This is a genomic window from Bradyrhizobium sp. (genome assembly GCF_035273305.1).
Classification (GTDB): domain Bacteria; phylum Pseudomonadota; class Alphaproteobacteria; order Rhizobiales; family Xanthobacteraceae; genus Bradyrhizobium.
Genome location: NZ_DATEPI010000333.1, coordinates 23184 through 41321, shown reverse-complemented (window position 1 = coordinate 41321; position 18138 = coordinate 23184). Strand labels below are relative to the sequence as shown.

General features: G+C 60.4%; 17 protein-coding genes. 8 read left to right on the top strand and 9 right to left on the bottom strand.

Features of this window, described 5'->3' with window-relative positions:
* Window positions 1–30: 30 nt before the first annotated feature.
* Both rbsK and VJV58_RS21840 read right to left on the bottom strand, forming a co-directional pair.
* Window positions 31–930 (bottom strand): ribokinase, encoded by a 900-nt coding sequence (gene rbsK, locus VJV58_RS21845; RefSeq protein WP_324139451.1) that lies wholly within the window; start codon window positions 928–930, stop codon window positions 31–33.
* Between the two features lie 59 nt (window positions 931–989).
* A complete protein-coding gene (locus VJV58_RS21840; protein WP_324139450.1) occupies window positions 990–1976 on the bottom strand; it encodes a nitronate monooxygenase in 987 nt (328 codons plus the stop codon).
* A 287-nt stretch (window positions 1977–2263) separates the two neighbouring features.
* On the opposite strand from VJV58_RS21840, the gene VJV58_RS21835 reads away from it, so the two are divergent.
* The 8 genes from VJV58_RS21835 (at window position 2264) to VJV58_RS21800 (ending at window position 11055) form a co-directional block, all read left to right on the top strand.
* Window positions 2264–3352 (top strand): alpha/beta hydrolase, encoded by a 1089-nt coding sequence (locus VJV58_RS21835; RefSeq protein WP_324139449.1) that lies wholly within the window; start codon window positions 2264–2266, stop codon window positions 3350–3352.
* A gap of 42 nt (window positions 3353–3394) precedes the next feature.
* A complete protein-coding gene (locus VJV58_RS21830) occupies window positions 3395–4489 on the top strand; it encodes an alpha/beta fold hydrolase (RefSeq protein ID WP_324139448.1) in 1095 nt (364 codons plus the stop codon).
* Window positions 4490–4644: 155 nt separating this feature from the next.
* Window positions 4645–5535 (top strand): N-acyl homoserine lactonase family protein, encoded by an 891-nt coding sequence (locus tag VJV58_RS21825; protein ID WP_324139447.1) that lies wholly within the window; start codon window positions 4645–4647, stop codon window positions 5533–5535.
* Between the two features lie 106 nt (window positions 5536–5641).
* Window positions 5642–6589 (top strand): ABC transporter ATP-binding protein, encoded by a 948-nt coding sequence (locus tag VJV58_RS21820; RefSeq protein ID WP_324139446.1) that lies wholly within the window; start codon window positions 5642–5644, stop codon window positions 6587–6589.
* Window positions 6586–7287, top strand: a complete 702-nt coding sequence (locus VJV58_RS21815) for an ABC transporter permease (RefSeq protein ID WP_324139445.1) — start codon at window positions 6586–6588, stop codon at window positions 7285–7287. Before VJV58_RS21820 ends, VJV58_RS21815 begins: the two co-directional genes overlap by 4 nt.
* Window positions 7288–7295: 8 nt before the next feature.
* Window positions 7296–8909 (top strand): Gldg family protein, encoded by a 1614-nt coding sequence (locus tag VJV58_RS21810; protein ID WP_324139444.1) that lies wholly within the window; start codon window positions 7296–7298, stop codon window positions 8907–8909.
* Window positions 8906–9967 carry a DUF4340 domain-containing protein gene (locus VJV58_RS21805; protein ID WP_324139443.1) on the top strand — a complete coding sequence of 354 codons (1062 nt, stop codon included), beginning with the start codon at window positions 8906–8908 and terminating at the stop codon, window positions 9965–9967. Before VJV58_RS21810 ends, VJV58_RS21805 begins: the two co-directional genes overlap by 4 nt.
* Window positions 9964–11055, top strand: coding sequence for a HupE/UreJ family protein (locus tag VJV58_RS21800; protein WP_324139442.1), 1092 nt, complete (start codon window positions 9964–9966; stop codon window positions 11053–11055). Before VJV58_RS21805 ends, VJV58_RS21800 begins: the two co-directional genes overlap by 4 nt.
* A gap of 65 nt (window positions 11056–11120) precedes the next feature.
* Here the strand turns inward: VJV58_RS21800 and VJV58_RS21795 are convergent, their stop codons facing one another.
* The 7 genes from VJV58_RS21795 to VJV58_RS21765 are packed head-to-tail and all read right to left on the bottom strand — an operon-like array spanning window position 11121 to window position 18113.
* Window positions 11121–11876: an SDR family NAD(P)-dependent oxidoreductase gene (locus VJV58_RS21795; RefSeq protein ID WP_324139441.1), complete on the bottom strand. Its 756-nt coding sequence runs from the start codon at window positions 11874–11876 to the stop codon at window positions 11121–11123.
* A 60-nt stretch (window positions 11877–11936) separates the two neighbouring features.
* Window positions 11937–13451 carry an amidase gene (locus tag VJV58_RS21790; protein WP_324139440.1) on the bottom strand — a complete coding sequence of 505 codons (1515 nt, stop codon included), beginning with the start codon at window positions 13449–13451 and terminating at the stop codon, window positions 11937–11939.
* Window positions 13452–13490: 39 nt separating this feature from the next.
* Window positions 13491–14198, bottom strand: coding sequence for an ABC transporter ATP-binding protein (locus VJV58_RS21785; protein ID WP_324139439.1), 708 nt, complete (start codon window positions 14196–14198; stop codon window positions 13491–13493).
* Entirely contained in the window at window positions 14195–14917 is a 723-nt protein-coding gene (locus VJV58_RS21780) for an ATP-binding cassette domain-containing protein (RefSeq protein ID WP_324139438.1), read from the bottom strand. The genes VJV58_RS21785 and VJV58_RS21780 overlap by 4 nt, the downstream gene beginning before the upstream one ends.
* Complete coding sequence (locus VJV58_RS21775; protein WP_324139437.1) at window positions 14917–15990, bottom strand: ABC transporter permease subunit; 1074 nt, start codon at window positions 15988–15990, stop codon at window positions 14917–14919. Before VJV58_RS21775 ends, VJV58_RS21780 begins: the two co-directional genes overlap by 1 nt.
* Window positions 15987–16853, bottom strand: coding sequence for a branched-chain amino acid ABC transporter permease (locus tag VJV58_RS21770; protein WP_324139436.1), 867 nt, complete (start codon window positions 16851–16853; stop codon window positions 15987–15989). The genes VJV58_RS21775 and VJV58_RS21770 overlap by 4 nt, the downstream gene beginning before the upstream one ends.
* Before the next feature lie 36 nt (window positions 16854–16889).
* Entirely contained in the window at window positions 16890–18113 is a 1224-nt protein-coding gene (locus VJV58_RS21765) for an ABC transporter substrate-binding protein (RefSeq protein WP_324139435.1), read from the bottom strand.
* Window positions 18114–18138 lie beyond the last annotated feature (25 nt).

Genomic DNA, 18138 nt, shown 5'->3' with positions numbered 1-18138 from the left:
ATCTGTCGCCCCCGCGGTGAGGCGTGAAGCTCAATCCAAATCGGACAGCCAGGGCATGGAAGCCTGCGCGCCCCGGCCGGTGACGCTGTAGGCCGCCGCACGTTGCGCAAAGCTGATCGCCGCGTCGACGTCAGATGTTCTGCACCACTCCGCGGCAAAGCCGCCGACGAACGTGTCGCCGGCACCCGTCGTATCGACAGCTTCAACGATGGGAGCTGGGAAGACGCACGCTCCGTCTGCCGAGGCTCGCAGCGCGCCTTCCGGCCCCAATGTCACGATCACGGTCTGAGCTCCGCGAAAGAGCAACGTTTTCGCGGCCGCTTCGACGTCAGCCAGAGTGCGCGTTGGCAATCCGGTCAGATGCGCAAGTTCCTGGCGATTGGGTACCAGAAAACGGATGCCATCAAGCATCTCGTCCTGCATCCGCCGCGCTGGCGCCGGGTTAAGCAGAACCGGAACGCCGGACAGCTTCGCGACCTCAACCACGCGCTCAATCGTCGCGACAGGAGACTCGAACTGGCAGACGATCATCGAAGCCTTCGCAATTGCGCAGGCTGCTGCGTCAATGTCAGCCGGCAACAGCAAATCGTTGGCTCCGGCAGCGATGGCGATCATGTTTTCACCGGACGTTTCGCTGAGGATCAAGGCTACTCCCGTGGAAAATCTTGATCTGACGCAGAGATTGGCGGTATCGACGCCGCTTTCGGACAATGATGTCCTTATGTTTCTGCCAAAATCGTCATCGCCGATGCTGCCGATGAAACTCACATCACCGCCAAGGCGTGCCGCGGCTATCGCTTGATTTGCTCCTTTTCCGCCTGGTGCGACCAGGAAATCATGCCCGCGTACCGTCTCCCCTGGCTTCGGGAGCGTGGGCGTCGCAATCATGAGATCCGCGTTCGCGCTGCCGATCACCAATATCTTGCTCATGAATGCTTACTGCGTCCAGATTGTACGAAGCCCATCGCTTCCCGCGCTGGAAGCGCAGTTCATCTCATGACGAAGCTGCGCGCCCTTGCACTGAGCAGCCGCTCGGCTTGGTCTACGATGCTCGCCAGGAGGTCAGCGGCAGGACGAACATCGTGGATGAGGCCGGTGGCTTCACCAACCCAAACGCCGGTATTGGCTGGATCGCCATTTTGCATGGCAGACACATAGCGATTCATTTCACGCTCGAGCAGTTGCGGATCATTGAGTTCGGCTTCGCGCCCGTGCCAATCATTTACAAAACCGGAGTTCACCACCCGTGCCGTGAACGGTTTGGGCCAGTCGATCTTACGAACGATGTCAACTACCGTCGTTCGAATGGTTGCATCACCATCAGCAGCAATTGCCGCGCTTTGCATGGCACCATGTACAAGCGCCTCCGAACTCGCCCAAAATCGAGAACCGATCAGCGCGCCCTCGGCTCCGAGCATTAGCGCTGCGGCCAACCCCCGTCCGTCCGCAATGCCACCGGCGGCAACCAGCACCGTCGCAGGCGCAACCTTTGCCAAATAGTCCGCGACCTCAGGCACCAAGGTGAATGTTGAGCGTAGCAGACCATGCCCACCGGCTTCTGCTCCCTGGGCCACGATCACGTCGGCCCCAACGTCAACAGCCGCGCGGACGTGCTCGATATTTTGGATCTGGCAGATCAACTTCGTACCTGCGGCTTTGATCTGTTTGCCGAAAGGCAGGGGCGATCCGAATGATAGCATCACCACAGCCGGCAACCGCGCTAACACCAGATCAAGCAGCTCGGGACGCTTTGCAAGCGACCAAGTAATAAAGCCACAGCCGACTCGCGCATTTGCCGCTTCAGCAAACTGACGTTCCAGCCATTCGGCATCGCCATATCCGCCACCGATCAGGCCGAGGCCACCGGCTGCGGTCACCGCGGCCGCCAGTTTGCCACCGGCGGCAAATGCCATGGGTGCCGAGATAATCGGATGCTCGATGCCAAGTGCTTCAGTCAATCGCGTATGCAGTGCCATTCGGACCAGTCCTCGCATGCTCAGGTAAAGCTAGCATGGAAGGTGGAATGCTACACGCCTTGCGCAACACAGCTAAAGCGCGAACGGCCCAAAACCAGTTCGGCCGCGCGAATGCGGACCTGGATATCGGGCGTCCCGCGCTTGACCGGGTCGGGATCGGCGGAGAAATAGCATTCTCCAAAGCTCCAGCCCGTTTATTCCCTACAACCTGGCAAAAAATTTCAGATTGAAGGGACGGCTCACATGGGTAGGTTGGTCTCAAAGCATCAAACTTACCGGGGGAAACCATGCTCAGTGTAGCCAGCACGCACGCTTCCGATCGCGCGAGGCGCCCTTTCCTGATCGTTGCGGCCTGCATCATGGCTACGATGCCATCGCTGGCCCGCGCCCAATCGGCGCAGGAAGGCACGCTGCAGGTGCCGGCCAAGTCAGTACCTGTACCCCCCACGGTCAGCCCGCAGTTGGCGAAAATCGTCGGCATGCCGCTGCGAAAAGGCTGGGACGTATTGCCGAAGACGGGCGACGAGTGGACGCCGATCGTTCAGGCCAGCGCCGCCGCCACCATGAAGAATATTCCGGCGATGCAGGAGCGGCTGCATGTCAAGGTGGAGAAAACTACCATCGACGGAGTCAGGGCCTTCATCGTCACTCCCGAGACAATTCCACCTCAAAACCGAAACCGCGTCCTCCTTCACATGCACGGAGGATGTTACGTCCTAAACCCCGGCGAAGCGGCGCTGCCTGAAGCCATGTTCATGGCGGCTTTCGGCGCCTTCAAAGTGATTTCGGTCGATTATCGAATGCCGCCGGAGGCCTACTTCCCGGCCGCACTCGACGACGGCATGACGGTCTACAAGTCTATTCTCAAAACCAGCAACCCAAAGAATGTCGCGGTCTTCGGGAGTTCCGCGGGCGGCGCGCTGACCCTGGAAATGATGTTGAAGGCCAAAGCGGACGGATTGGCAATGCCGGGCGCTATCGCGCCGGGTACGCCGATGTCAGACGTCACGAAAGTCGGCGACACCTTCGTAACGAACGCCATGCTCGACAACGTGTTGGTCTCACCCGATGGTTTCTGCGACGCCGGAACCGTCGTCTATGCCAACGGTCATGACCTCAAGGATCCGTTGCTGTCGCCCGTCTATGGAGACATGAAGGATTTTCCACCCACCATCCTGACGAGCGGGACGCGGGACCTGCTACTCAGCAATACGGTGCGGGTGCATCGCAAGCTGCGCGAAGCACGCGTCGAAGCCCAACTTCAGGTGTTCGAAGCCCAATCGCACGCGCAATACTATCGCGATGACACCTCACCCGAGGCAAAGGCCGCCTTCGAAGAGATTGCGCTCTTTTTCGATAACCACCTCGGAAAATAGATTGCGACCAACGAACCTTCAAAACGAACAGAAGAGGAAACGATGAAGCGCATCGTCCGTCTGATTGCCTTTGTGCTACTTGCGTCCGCGCCGGCCAGCGCACATACGCCGCAGCAAGCTCCGCACCAGCTCTTCCAAGAAGGCGACCTGAAGCTTGAAAGCGGCGAGGTGATCAAAGATTTCTCGATTTCCTACGTCACCCACGGCACATTAAATCAGAGCAAATCGAACGCCATTCTCATGGTGACGGCGATCTCGGGAAATCATCATCGGATCGATTTCATGATCGGCCCCGGCAAGGCGCTGGATCCCGAGAAATACTTCATCATCTGCACCGATGCGATCGGCAACGGCCTTACCTCGTCGCCCAGCAATTCCAAGGCGCAACCGCGCATGCAGTTTCCAAAGTTCACCATCCGCGACATGGTGGAGTCGGAATACCGGCTACTAAAGGAAAAATTCGGCATCGAGCACGTGGTGACCGTGATCGGCCCTTCGATGGGCGGCATGCAGACGCTGCAGTGGGGCGTCAGCCATCCGGATTACATGGATTCCCTTGTTGCAATGGTACCGCTCGCGAAGACGCCCGCCTGGACCGTCGTGGTGCTGGAAGCCTCCCGCAAGGCCATCATGAACGATCCGGCGTGGAAGGACGGCAATTACGATGCTCCGCCCGAGAATGGCGTGCGGCTATGGCGCGACATTCTCAACCTGCTCGCAGCCCGCACGCCCGATATGTATCAGGCTCAGTTCAAGAACGGCATGGACGTGCTGCCTTGGATGCAGCAGCAGGAGACCGCGGCGATGAAGGCGTTCGACGCCAACGACTGGATATATCAGACCTGGGCGTATGAGCGTCACGACGTTGGCACCACAGCCGGCTTCGGCGGTGACACCGCGAAGGCATTGGCCTCGATCAAGGCCAAAACCCTGATCCTCACCGGCACGAAGGATCTGCTCAATCCGGAATTCGAGCCGACGCAAATGGGGAAGAGCATACCGGGCGTGAAGATGATGACGATTAGCCCGGGGACGGTGACCGGACATGCCTCCGCCGGCGGCTTTAACACAGCCGATGTGGAGTTCCTCAACCGCGAGGTCGGCAACTTTCTCAACATGGCTACCAACGGGCGATAGGCAAACGTCGCTGGAAGCCCCCGCCTTTGTTGCCACGCAGCAAGTGGCAAACGCTATTTTATCCGCCGGGCGAACAAGGGTCTGCACAAGTGCCACAATTTTGTGGTATGAAGCTGGCGTCCAAAAGAAATTTACGACAAAACAGGGAGGACGACATGCTGCTGCGCTATGCGAAAGTCCTTGGCTCGTTGACCTTAGGACTTCTTTTGTCAGCCGCCGGGGCGATGGCCGCTGATGCCCCGAAAGAGATGAAGCTTTACGTATTCAGCTCCGGGGCGCTGAGCCTCGACAAGTCGATCATCCAGAACGGCGCCAGCGGCAAAGTGCAGATTCCCGTCGGCTTTTTCCTGATCCGTCACCCCAAGGGTGACGTACTGTTCGACTGCGGCAACAACGACAAGATCATCACAAATGCCGACTACTGGGGACCGTTCGTAAAGGCGCTTGATCCTGGTCGTTCGCCCGACATCGCCATCGATACCCAACTCAGCAAGATCAACGTCAAGCCTTCCGATATCAAATATGTGGTGCTCGGTCATTTCCACGTCGACCATGCCGGCAACATCGGCAAGTTCCTGGATTCGACGTTTGTGTACCAGCGCGATGAGATCAGGAATGCGTTCTGGCCGGCGCCGGGCTACGCTACCTTCTTCATCACCGACGATTTCGCCATGCTGCGGAATAGCGTGGGCGGCCCGATGCCCAGCAAATACAAGACAATCGAGCTTGACGGCGATCTCGACCTGTTCGGTGACAACAGTGTCTATATCCATCGATCTGTGTCGCACACGCCGGGCAGCCAGATCTTGGTCGTGCGCCTGCCGAAAACCGGAACGGTCGTGCTCACCAGCGATGCCGTCTATCTGCAGGAAAATCTCGACAAGAACATCCTGCCGAGCATCGGCAGCGTTTACGATCCGGTCGGCATGCTCGACGCCTATGCTTGGGTGAAGCGGGTGCACGACGCCGAGGGTGGCGACATCATCTACGCGCATGATCCGGACGTTTACAAAGCCCACAAGCACTCGCCCGAATATTACGAGTGATCGAAACACACGCGGTGCGTAGTTCGCGATCCCGGGCCTCGCGCCCGGGATCGTGTTCGGGCGGCTCGCCGCGCGATTCCCTGCGGCATCCAGGTCTTGCGAGCTGATGTCCCCGGTTGTGCTGGCGCAACATGTGACGAAATGGTACGGCCCCCGCCGCGCCGTAACCGACGTCACCTTTGCAATCGAACAGGGCGAGATCGTGGGCCTGCTTGGGCCGAACGGCTCGGGAAAGAGTACGATCTTCCGCATGCTGACTGGTTACCTCGTGCCGACTTCCGGGCATATCGAGGTTGCCGGCCATGACGTTGTCGCCGACTCGCTCGCGGTTCGCCGCGTGATCAGCTATGTGCCGGAAGACGCGCCGCTGTACGATCACATGCGGGTCGGCGAGTTTCTTCACTTCATGGCCAATCTCAAAGGACTGCGGGGCGCAGCGGCGAAAGCTGCGGTGAACGCAGCGGCCGAGCGGCTCGATCTCACCGGCGTCATGTCGCTTCTGACGGGCAAGCTCTCGCGCGGCTTCCGCCAGCGCGTCTCGATCGCGCAAGCTCTGTTGGGAAATCCGCAAATGCTGGTGCTGGACGAGCCGACCAGCGGACTCGATCCGCACCAGGTCATTGCCGTTCGCGATCTGATTCAGTCGCTCGGGGAAAGCCACACCGTGCTGATCGCCTCACACATCCTCCCCGAGATCGAGAAGATCGCCTCGCGGGTCATGATACTGCTCGATGGCGCGCTTCTGACCGCCGATGCACTCAAGGAGCAGGCGGAAGGGACAATGTTGCGGCTTACGGCGGCCGCTCCGGAAGCGACTGTGCGAGGCATCCTCACCGGCATCGCCGGCGTGCGCGACGTCGCGCTCGAAGCGGAGGCCCACCCGGAAACGATGCACTACCTGATCAGGGGCCAGCCGCGCGCATCTCTTGCCGCCGATATCGTAGCGGCGCTGGTCGGAGCCGGCATTGCCGTGTCGCAACTCTCCGAAGGCCGTCCCGATCTCGAGCGGATATTTCTCGACCTGACGCGCCGCTCCTCGAAGGTGGCCGCATGAGAAGCTTTGCGATCCTCTTGCGCAAGGAGCAGATGGCGCTGTTTTCCTCGCCGATCGCCTACGCTGTGATGACCGTTTTCCTGTTCATCATGGGCTACAGCTTCACGCTCACATTGTTTATCAGCCATCAGCCCAGCATGGTGCACGTGTTCTTTCAGATGTTCGTGCTGTTCATGCTGACCGCGCCGCTGATCACCATGCGGCTCCTGGCGGAGGAGCGAAAGCTGCGGACGATGGAAGTGTTGCTGACCTCGCCGGTGTCCGAGGTCGCGATCGTGCTTGCGAAATATGTCGCCAGCATGAGCCTGATCGTGACGATGCTGCTGCTGTCAGGTTGCTACGCGGCGGCCCTGGCCTGGTTCGGCGATCCCGATTTCGGACCCATCTATAGCGGCTATCTCGGGCTATTGTTGTTCGGTTCGGCGCTGGTCGGGACGGGACTGTTGGCCTCCGCACTCACGGCCAACCAGGTGATCGCGGCGCTGATGTCGCTTACCGTGTTCCTGCTGCTGTGGATCATCGACAATTTCGGCTGGCTGCTGCCGAGTCCGGCGGACACGCTGGTGGTGAACCTGTCGCTTGCGGTGCATTTCCGCCCCTTTGCAGTGGGCTCGATCTACCTTTCCGACGTCGGCTTCTTTCTCAGCGCCACGCTGTTGACGCTGCTATTGACCGTGCGGGCACTGGCGCGACGATAGGAGGAACGATGTCGCGGTTTACCCGATCCGATCTGATCGTCGCCGCGCTCATCTCCGCCGCGATCCTGTTGGGCGCGCTAGGCTTCGCAGGTCTTGGCGAGAAAATCTCAAACAGCCTCCTGTTTGTAGCCTGGTCGCTTACGCTCCTGACGCTGTTCGCACTCGCAGTCCGCCTGCCGCTGCGCGGCCGCGGATCACGGTGGACCGCCTGGGCCGCCAACGCGCTGATCGTCTGCGGCGCGATAGGCGTGGTGATTGGCGCCAATGTCGGGCTTTATCGACACGATGTGCATTTCGATGCAACCCGCGAGGGCCTGAACACGCCTCCGCAGCAGCTCACTGACCTTGTCGATCAACTGCGGTCGCCGCTTTCGCTGGCTTATTTCTACAACGCCAGCGATCCCAACGCGCTCGCTACGCGGGATATGATCGAGAGCGCGGCCCGCAACCATCCGCTGCTCGCGTTCCGCGCCATCGACCTCGACAAGGAGCCAGGGCTTGCGCGCGACATCGGCGTGCATTCCTACAATACGGCTTTGTTGCAAGCTGGTGATCGCAAGGTGGTGGTGGCAAACGTCACCGATGCCGCCCGTCTCGGCTACGCCGCGCTGCGCGTCCTTCGACAGCGCGCCGAGACCATCTGCTTCGTGACCGGTCATGGCGAGACATTCCGCCCGATGTCTGACCACTACCATTTCAGTCACGTCGAGACACTGAGGGGCCATGACACGCCCGGCGCTGGCGACGTGCTGGTCGCGGAGCCCGAGCAACTCGATCGGCTCCAACTGGCACTCAACGAGGTTGGTTTCGAGATGCGCCCGCTCGTTATGGCCACGGCGAGCGCCATTCCGGCCGATTGCACCGTCGTTGCCGAGATTGGCCCACGAACGGCGCTGGCGGCGGGCGAAGCGGATCTTCTGGCCGACTACCTCAGGAATGGCGGACGGCTCGTGATGCTGATCGATCCGCAGTTCCCCATCGGAGACGAGCTGCAAAGCCATTTGTTTACTCCGCTCGGTCTCTCGAGCGAAGCGGCCATCATCATCGATCCGTTGAACCATTTTCGCACGGAGCCCGACAAGGTCGCGGTGCCCTATTATCCTCCGCATCCGGTCACGGCGCGTCTCGCGCTCACGGTGTTCGCCCAAGCGCGGCCGATACGCGTCAGCCGCCCACCTTCGATAGTGAGGGCCACTGTGCTGGCCACCAGCAGCAAAGACAGCTACCTGCGGCCGCCCTCCGCCGCCGGCGGCATCACCGTCGCCGGTGCTGGACCGGTCCCCGCCGAGGTCGAGCATGGCGCACAGGCGCTCGCGGTCGCACTTGAAGGCATATTTCCCGGAGCCTCAACCGACAAGCGCTTTCGCCTTGTCATGTCGGGCACCAGCAAGTTCGCGACCAACGAATATTTTTCCTACGTCTCGAACGGCGAGCTGTCGGTGGCCATCATGCGCTGGCTGGCCGAAGACGACGCGTCGCCGAACCTCGCGCCAAAGACCTATAATGTACCTGAAATCGTGCTGACGAGCGCCCAGATGCGCGACACCTTCATCGCCCTTGAGATATTGCTGCCGCTCAGCACCGCGCTTCTCGGCGTCGCGATGTGGTGGAGACGGCGTTGATCGGCGCGGCGGCGATGCGCGCGGCCGGGCGATGGAAAACGCCGCTCGGCATCATCGTGCTGCTGCTGCTACTTCTTGCCCTGGTTTTTTCGGGGCAATGGCCGGAGCTGCGTAGCAAGCTGTCCTCCTCGCCCAAAGGCCTTCTCGCCGTCGCGCCGAACGAGATTGAGCGCATCGGACTTCGGTCCGGCACACAGGGCATCACCTTACGCCGCCGGCCCGGCGGATGGGCAATCGATGGCATGGACGGGCCCGCTCCGGCCCAACTCTCCTCACATATCGATACGGGCCTGAAATTCCTGAGGGTCAGTGAGCCGGCTCGCGAGATTCCCGCAGGCGAACTGGCGCCGGAACGCTTTGTGGCGTTTGGGCTCGATCCGCCATCCGAGGTTGCGGTGCTCGAAACCCATTCCGGCCTCGCCGCAACCGTGAACTTCGGGACAACAAATCCGGCAGGCACATCGCACTATGTCAGGCTCGGCGGCGCGCCGACGGTCTATCTGATGCCGCGCCATCTAAATGAAGAGTGGCGGCTGGTGCTCGACATGGCAGGACGGTTACAAGGCCAAGCCAGTTCTGCGTTTGCAAGCCGCGGCGCGGACCTGCTGTTGCCGGTCTCAATGGCGCAGGTGTGGGCCGTCGAGATCGTAGCCAACGGCAAACTCACCCGTTTCGAGCGCGACGTGGCAGGAACATGGTTCAGACACCTCGGTCAGCACGCTCACGCGTCGAGCGGCGATGTTCATGTCGCCGATCCCATCCAGGCGCCGATCATCGATGCCGCCTTCCGCGCCCTCGATGCGTCTGTGACGGAAAAACGCGTTGGACATGCCGATGCTGCGCACCTCGCGCAGTATGGCCTCGCATTGCCGACGCTGATCGTGATGTTTTACGGACGCGACAGCTCGACACCGCTGGCGCGGCTCGAATTCGGCGCTCCTGCGGACGGTCTCGATCGCTTCGCGCGACTGGCGCCGGACGGCGCGGTCGTCACGGTCGCGGAATTCGAGCCCAGGCGCCTGACCGAACTCCTCAAAGCCGTCGGAGCAGGTTCGTGAGTTTGCGAACCGTGCTGCTCGCGGCAGCAATTGCATCAGGTGCCGCCCTCCCCGGGCACGCGCATCAGGTCAATCTTTCGACCGCGCGCGTGACATTGTCTGCCGATCGCAGCGTCAGCGTCGAAGTCGGGCTCAAGGGCAGCGACGCCGACCGCCTTGCCCGCACCAACATCTTCGATGCGGAACGCGATCAAGTCGACCCGACCCTGGTTGCGACGTTGGCCCCACTGATCATCGCCTATCTCAGCACGCATGTCGCCGTGACCGGCGCCAGCGGCAAGGCTTGCGTGGCCGGTCCCCCGACGCTGTTGCCCGACGGGGATGGCGTGATCTTTCGTAACCGTTTCTCGTGCCGGGATGTCGAGGGCGATATCGTCTATCGCTCGACCGTGCTGACCGACACCGATCCGTCCGCCCGCCAGGTGGTGCTGATCGGCGAAGGCGATAACGCCCCGCAGGCGCTGCTCGATGCCGGTAACAACGCCGTCACGCTCTCGGCGCCGGCGCCATCCCTGCTCTCGACTTTTAACCGATATCTGGTCACCGGCATCGAGCACATCTTCCTGGGCTATGATCACATCGCATTTTTGGTCGCTGTCGTGTTGTGGGCGCGGCGAATTGTACCGGTGATCAAGATCGTCACCGCATTTACAATCGCCCATTCAATGACGCTCTCACTTGCCGCACTCAACATCATCGTTATTCCCAGCAAAGTTGTTGAGCCCGCAATCGCGGCCTCAATCGTGTATGTCGCGATGGAAAACTTCATCACGCGCGATATCGATAAGCGCTGGCGGATCACGTTTGCATTTGGCCTTATTCACGGCTTCGGCTTCGCCGGCGCTCTCCGGGAGATCGGGCTGCCGCCGAACGCCCTCGCCCCCGCGCTTGCAGCATTTAATATAGGCGTTGAAATAGGCCAGGTGGCGATCGTCTCGATGGTCATTCCGGCGCTGATCGCTTTGGACAGGTTGATGGCGGTCGACCGGAACAAACCGGCGAGAGCAGCGACCCTGGTTTACGCGCTGTCCGCGCTCATTGCCGTGCTCGGCAGCTACTGGTTTCTCACGCGCGTGTTCGATGCGTAGCGAAGTCCGGTGAGCGCCAGATTTTTCAGGTGGCTCATCGCTTCGGCAGTTCGGAGTACAATGCTTCAGACGGCTTTGGTCAGTGCACCATCAATGATCAAATTTGTGCCGGAGATACGGCTCGAGACGGGACTCGCCAGGAAGACCACGCCTGCCGCCACTTCCTGCGGCGTACCCATGCGCCCCGTCGGGTTCAACGACATCGCTGTCTTGTAGAGATCCGGCATGCCGCGCTCGATGTTTTGCCAGATGCCGCCTTCAAAATAAGTGTTGCCTGGCGATACCGCGTTAACGCGGATGCCTTTGGCGATAAGCTGGTTGCTGAGCCCCTTTGAATAGTGGATCAGCGCCGCCTTGATCGCGCCGTAGGAGCCGGCGGCGAAATCGACCTCGAATCCCGAAACGCTCGAAACGATCTCAATCGATGCGGAGCTGGATTTCTCAAGGTAAGGCAGCGCCGCCGCGATGGAATTGACGGTATGCATCATGTCCGTACGAAACGACTTATCCCAGGTCTCCGGAGTATTTCCCACTGCCAGAGCACTGACGTTGCAGACGATCGTGTCGATACCGCCGAGTTGCGCGGCCGCGTCGTCCACCCAGCGCTTCAGCGCAACGGGATCGGCGACATCGATCCCGCTGCCCCACGACTTGATGCCTTTTGCCTTCAAGGCGTGTACGACCTTGGCGACCTCCTCGCTGTTGCGCGCGCAGATCGCCACGTTGGCTCCCTCCTCCGCGAATAGCTCGGCGATCGCAAGGCCGATACCCCTGCTGGCCCCGGTCACGAGTACGTTCTTGCCCTTCAATCGCAGATCCATCCTCACCTCCGTTGAAAGCGATGCGGCCCGCCCAACCGCGAGGCGGGCCGCTTTGCGGCGCTACATCTTTTTCCAGTCCCCGCCTGCCTCGAACGCAGCAGCGGCGCGGTAAATGGTCGACTCGTCGTAATGCTTGCCGATCAGCATCAGCCCGATCGGCAGGCCCTCGCTCATCCCGCAGGGAACGGTCATTGCCGGGTGACCCGTGGCATCGAATGGCGCCGTGTTCGTCACCATTTCAAACGCGCGCTGGATGTACAGTTCGCGGCTCGCGTCCGGTGGCGGCAGCGGCGTTGCCTTTACCGGCAAGGTTGGCATGAGGAGCAAGTCGTACTTGGCCAGCGCTTCATCGTAAGCCGCACGGAGCTTGCGGCTCAAATTCTGCGCCTTCGAATAGAAATGCCCGCGATAATGCTTCGTGAAATAGTGCCCCAACAGCATCGTGATCTTGAGGCTGTCGGACAGCTCGTCGGCGCGATATCTCCATGCAGAATGGAAATCAAGCAGCGTCGTGTTGTAGAGACCGCGCCAGTTGGTCCCCATGCCATTACCCTTCATCATGAACTCCGTCGCCCCTTCCGCGGCTATCGGTAGCCAGATGGCGGGGCCCAACAAATGCATGGGCACCGAGATTTCTTCTACTGTCGCACCGAGTTTCTTGAAGAGCGCCGCACCGGCCTTGACCTTGGCGTCAACGTCGGCTTCCGAGTTCGCCAATCCGAACCCTTCCTTGACGACGCCGATACGAAGACCCGTGACTCCGCCTTCAAGCGCTTTGACGTAATCGGCGGTTTGAGGCGCATACTGCCGCGGGTCGAGCCCGTCCGCGCCTGCGATCACCTCAAGCAATAGCGCATTGTCGCGAACTGTGCCGGTCATCGGACCGGTATGGTCGAGTGTGATTTCGATCGGCATGATGCCGGTATAAGGAACGAGGCCGTGCGTTCCCTTCATGCCGTACAGTCCGCAGAAGGATGAGGGCATGCGGATCGAGCCGCCCTGATCCCCACCGATCGCCATATCGACCTCGCCGGTTGCCACGACGACGCCGCTGCCGGACGACGACCCGCCGGCGGAGTATCCCATCTTGTAGGGGTTGTGAACTGGGCCCTTGGCGCCGGTGTGACTGCCTCCGGAGAAACAGAAATATTCACAGTGAGTCTTGCCGACGATAGTGCCGCCGGCATCGAGAATGCGGGTCACGATAGTCGCATCCATATCGGGAATGTAGCCTTCCAACGTGGAGGCGCCGTTCATCATGGGAACGCCGGCCAGGCATATGTTGTCCTTTAGCGCGATGGTCTTGCCGGACAGCTTGCCGCTTGGCGCACCCTTTATGGTTGTCTTGACATACCAGGCGTTGTGCTTGTTTTCCGCAGCCTCCGGGTGGTAACCGGGCGTGCGCGGATATTTCACAGCCGGGATATAGTCCGGCAGCGCGTCGACAGCTTCGTAAGCGGCGTAGTTGCCTTGCATCAGGGCGTCGTAGGATTTGAGCTCCTCATCGCCCATATGCATTCCAAGATCGTCGGCCACGCTGCGCAATTGGTCGAGGGTGGGTCGTCTGACTGCCATGACTTCTTCTCCCTGTTGTTGCCGCCCGCTTGGTGGGGCTTAGGTGGTAATACCGATGAACTCTCCGACAAGACTGGAATCCCCGAGATCGCCAGGCTGCACTTCTCGCGTGATCGTGCCTTTTTGAATGATCAGAATGCGCTGCGACATCGCTGCGATGAAATCGAGGTTCTGCTCGACCAGGATCATCGTCAAGCCGCTGGTATCGCGCAGCCTTTGCAGGGCATCCACGATTTCGTCGATGATCGAGGGCTGGATGCCTTCGGTCGGCTCATCGAGCAGCACCAGTCTGGGCTTGCCGCACAGGCAACGCGCGATCGCGAGCAGCTGCTGCTCCCCACCCGAAAGCGCGCCGCCAAGACGATCAAGCAGCGGCTTGAGGCGGGGAAATTCATGCAGCACGGTTTCGATCACATCATCTTCCGCGTCGGTCTGCTTGGCGCATCCCATGCGAAGATTCTCGTGAACCGTAAGAGCGGGGAAAATCTCGCGGCCTTGCGGTACATAACCGAGCCCCAGACGCGCGCGTCGGTAGGGCTCAACTGCGGTCACATCCTCGCTGCCAAAATGCACGCGCCCGCCGGTCGCGGGCAGGAATCCCATCAGCGCCTTTAAGAGCGTTGTCTTGCCCATTCCGTTGTGGCCGAGAATTCCGATGAACTCGCGTTCCCTAACGGCGAAAGTAATACCGTTGAGAATCGGAATGCGGCCGTAGCCGGTTCGTAGTCCCTGCACATCCAGCATCATGCGGCGGCCTGCTTGCCCAGGTAAATGTCACGGACCAGCGGATTGCGCAGGATATTCTCCATCGCATCCTCCACCAGCACCCTGCCCTGGTTGAAAACCGTGACCTGCTTGGCGATCATTCGGATGAACTGCATGTCGTGTTCCACGACGATCAGTGCCTTGGTGCGATTGATCTCGCGCACGAGTTCGGCGGTCTTATGCACCTCTTCATGGGTCATGCCCGCGGCCGGCTCGTCGAGCAGAATGAGCTCCGGGTCGGTCGACAGGACTATGCCGAGCTCAACCCATTGCCGTTGTCCGTGAGCGAGCTGGCCGACCAGACGGTCAGCCACCTGTACCAGACCGATACGCGCAAGCATTTCGTCGACAACGCCGTTGGCCCGCGCGCCGGAATGGATGCGGCACGCCGCAAGCCAGATATTTTCGCGCACACTCAGGCCGTCAAAGACGTTTGGCACCTGGGTCTTGATGCCGATGCCGAGCCGGGCGATCTCGTGCGCGTGTGCGGAGGAAATATCGCGGCCACGGAATAGCACCTGGCCTTGGCTCGGTTCCAGCTGGCCGGTGAGCATCTTGAAGAACGTGCTCTTGCCAGCTCCGTTTGGACCTATAAGGCAGCGCAGCTCGCCTTCGGCCAGCGTGAAATCGACATGGCGTACGGCGTGCACGCCACCGAAGTGCATGCTGAGATCGCGGGTTTCCAGGATCGGCGCCGCCATCACACCTCCTTGGCCTGTTTCGGCTTGAGGCTTGGTGCTTCGCGTCGCGCGCGCAAGCGCAGCAGCCAATGTCCGAGCTCGGCGAGCGTCGGTACCAAACCCTTCGGCACCAGCAGCACGAACGCGACCAGTATCATACCGAGAATGAGCGGCGCGTTGGCCAGTAGATTGCTCAACCAATCTGTACCGCTCGGCTGGTTCGCCCCCAACGCAGTGGTGAGCCACTGAATGCCGATGCAGCCGAGGATCGGCCCGATTAGCGTTCCGCGTCCCCCCACGATGACCCAGATGATGATCTGCGCTGACTGCGCCAACCCGAAAATGGTCGGGCTTACGAAGGCGCCCCAGTTGGCGAAAAGGCATCCAGCGAAGCCGGCGAGCGCGCCGCCAATGGTAAAGGTTGCAAGCTTGTAGGCGCGGGGATCATAGCCAAGCAGTTCGGCGCGACGCTCGTTTTCCCTGATTCCGACGATGACCCGACCGAAGCGGCTCGCCAGCAACAAGCGCAAACCAAAATAGGTTGCGAGCAATGAAGCCGTGGCCAGATAAAACATGCCTTCGAGGTCGACCGCCGCGGCCTTGTTGCCCGGAATATTCAGCGGCGGAATTCCGGGAATGCCGTTGAAGCCTCCGAGCCGGGCCACGCCGATGTGGAATTCCGGCCCTGCGGTGGAATTCACCGAATTGAACAGGATCAGGGTCACAGTCAACGTGATCACGCCGAGATAGACGTCGCTGATGCGCCCGTAGAACATGAAATAGCCGAGTAGCGCAGCGAAGGCCGCCGGCAACGCGATTGCCAGTAACAGCGGGCCGGTGCTCTCGCCGATATTGAACATCGAGATCGCATAGGTATAGGCGCCCAAGCCGAAGAACGCCGACTGGCCGAAACAGAGAATGCCGCCGTAGCCCCAGACCAGCGCGAGGCTGAGCGCCAGTATCGCCATGATCACGTAAACGGTGAGCTCAAGCACGACATCAAGCTCAGCGAAGCGCGGCGTCAGGATGAGGAACGCCATGCCGACAACGCCAACCAGCGCCAGCCCGATGAAAGTAACTGCGCGATCGTTCACAGGCCCCTCCGGAAGAAGCGCCCGGTAATTCCCTGCGGCAAAAGCCGAATGAGCACGATTGCCGCCGCCAGCAAAGCCACCTCCCCGAACACCGGGGTGGTGGCAAATGTCGCGATCTGGTTGATGGTGCCGAACAGCGCGGAAGCCGAAACCGTTCCACTGAGAATGGCGGCGCCGCCTCCGATCACCGTGATAAAGGACTTCGCCACATAGGCCACGCCAATGGTGGGAAAGACGCCGGATACCGGAGCTAGCACCGCGCCGGCAAGGCCCGACAGCGCGGCGCCGACCCCAAACGTAATCGCATAGACGCGCGGCGGATTGACGCCGAGTGCGGCCGCCATGTTGGCGTTCTGCATGGTACCGCGCGCGAGCAGACCGAGCCGGGTACCGCGCATCACTAGATAGATGCCGCCCAGAACGACGACGGCCACGAGTATGACAAAAAACGTATAGCCACTGATGCGATAGGCGCCGATCTCAAAACTGCCCAGAGGCGCCGAAATGCCGACCGTCGTGTTGCCGAAGATCGCGGTGGTCAGCCCCACCAGGAACAGGCTCAGTCCCCAGGTCGCCAGCATGGTGTCAATCATGCGGCCGTACAGGAAGCGAATGATCGTCCGCTCGACAATGACGCCGATGATGCCGACCACAAGGGGCGCCACCACCAGCATTGCCACCCAGATCGACACGCCATGACTGGTGGCGACAATCGCGGCATAGCCGCCAAGCATCAGGAATTCACCATGTGCGAGATTGATCACCCGCATCATGCCGAAAATAACCGCCAGCCCGACGCTGATCAGCGCAAGGCTGGCGATTGCGTAAAGCACCTGGATCGCGAGTAGAACAACGAAATCCACATTCACATCCCGATCAGGACACGACGCCCTCCGGCCTCAGATCTTGATCACATATTGCTGGTTATCGTTCGGATTCTTGATCAGATTGCACACCGCGGCGGTGTCCGCGGGCTTCTGCTGGGGGAAGTCCTCCAGCACGTTGAGCTTCTTGTCTTTGACCTCGGCGATATGAACGTCGAGCACGCAATGGTGGGTCGGCGGATCGATCGTCACCTTACCGGAGGGAGCATCGATGCTGATTCCGGTCTCGAGTGCCTCGATGACCTTCATGCGGTCGACACTTTTCGCTTTCTTCACCGCCTCGGCCCATAGCCGGAAGCCCTGATAGGTTCCCATCGCAAGTTCGGTAATGTTGGGATAATCGGCGCCGAACCGCTTGTGGAAGCTGGATACGAAAGCAGCGTTGGTGGGATTTTTCAAATCCTGGAAGTAATTGTAGCAAATCAGCATGCCGTTGCATTCCTCGGGCGACAACACGATGTGCTCGTTGCCCACCGCGAACGTGGTCGAGGCCATCGGAATGCTCTTGTGCATTCCGGCCGCCGCCCACTGGCGGTAAAACGAGATATGCGCGCCGCCGACCAGCGCCGACCACACGAAATCCGGCTTTGCTGCCTGAATTTTAGAGACGGTTGGGCCGAAATTCGTGACGTCCAGCGGGAAGAAGTCGATCGAGGGTACCTCGCCGCCGTTCTCCAGCACATATTTCTTCACCCATTGCGAGGTGATCTGGCCGTAGTTGTAGTCGGCGGCGATGACATAGACCTTCTTGCCCCACTTCTTCATCGCGTAGGGAACGAGCTTCTCCACGGTTTGCGCGGGAGTAACCCCGGTGTCGAAATTGTTGCGGTCGCAGACACCGCCTTCGTATTGGGTATTGTAGAAGTAAAGTGTCTTGAATCGATCGAGCACGGGCCGGATCACTTCGCGCGAGGCCGAGGTGATGCCGCCATGGACGACGGCAACCTTGTCCTTTAGTGCCGCCTGCTGCGCAAACTGCGTGTAGAGCTGCATGTTCGACTGCGTATCGTAATTTATCAGCTTGATCTGGCGTCCAAGCAGGCCACCGGCGGCGTTAGCCTCTTCCACCGCCAACGTCAGTGCATCGACCATCGGCTTGCCGTAGATATCGAGCCCGCCCGAAAGGTCGTGAATACTTGCGACGTTGATTGGATCCTCCGCCCAGACGGGAGAGGAAAACGCGCCGGCAGCAGCAGCGCCGGCTGTAGCTTGCAAAAAGCTTCTGCGATTGACCTTCATTGCCCTACTCCTCCTTGTTGCCGAC

What these genes read in the sequence shown, in the direction of transcription:
- rbsK (WP_324139451.1), bottom strand. Translation starts at nt 930, where the DNA reads ATGAGCAAGATATTGGTGATCGGCAGCGCGAACGCGGATCTCATGATT.
- VJV58_RS21840 (WP_324139450.1), bottom strand. Translation starts at nt 1,976, where the DNA reads ATGGCACTGCATACGCGATTGACTGAAGCACTTGGCATCGAGCATCCG.
- VJV58_RS21835 (WP_324139449.1), top strand. Translation starts at nt 2,264, where the DNA reads ATGCTCAGTGTAGCCAGCACGCACGCTTCCGATCGCGCGAGGCGCCCT.
- VJV58_RS21830 (WP_324139448.1), top strand. Translation starts at nt 3,395, where the DNA reads ATGAAGCGCATCGTCCGTCTGATTGCCTTTGTGCTACTTGCGTCCGCG.
- VJV58_RS21825 (WP_324139447.1), top strand. Translation starts at nt 4,645, where the DNA reads ATGCTGCTGCGCTATGCGAAAGTCCTTGGCTCGTTGACCTTAGGACTT.
- VJV58_RS21820 (WP_324139446.1), top strand. Translation starts at nt 5,642, where the DNA reads ATGTCCCCGGTTGTGCTGGCGCAACATGTGACGAAATGGTACGGCCCC.
- VJV58_RS21815 (WP_324139445.1), top strand. Translation starts at nt 6,586, where the DNA reads ATGAGAAGCTTTGCGATCCTCTTGCGCAAGGAGCAGATGGCGCTGTTT.
- VJV58_RS21810 (WP_324139444.1), top strand. Translation starts at nt 7,296, where the DNA reads ATGTCGCGGTTTACCCGATCCGATCTGATCGTCGCCGCGCTCATCTCC.
- VJV58_RS21795 (WP_324139441.1), bottom strand. Translation starts at nt 11,876, where the DNA reads ATGGATCTGCGATTGAAGGGCAAGAACGTACTCGTGACCGGGGCCAGC.
- VJV58_RS21790 (WP_324139440.1), bottom strand. Translation starts at nt 13,451, where the DNA reads ATGGCAGTCAGACGACCCACCCTCGACCAATTGCGCAGCGTGGCCGAC.
- VJV58_RS21785 (WP_324139439.1), bottom strand. Translation starts at nt 14,198, where the DNA reads ATGATGCTGGATGTGCAGGGACTACGAACCGGCTACGGCCGCATTCCG.
- VJV58_RS21780 (WP_324139438.1), bottom strand. Translation starts at nt 14,917, where the DNA reads ATGGCGGCGCCGATCCTGGAAACCCGCGATCTCAGCATGCACTTCGGT.
- VJV58_RS21765 (WP_324139435.1), bottom strand. Translation starts at nt 18,113, where the DNA reads ATGAAGGTCAATCGCAGAAGCTTTTTGCAAGCTACAGCCGGCGCTGCT.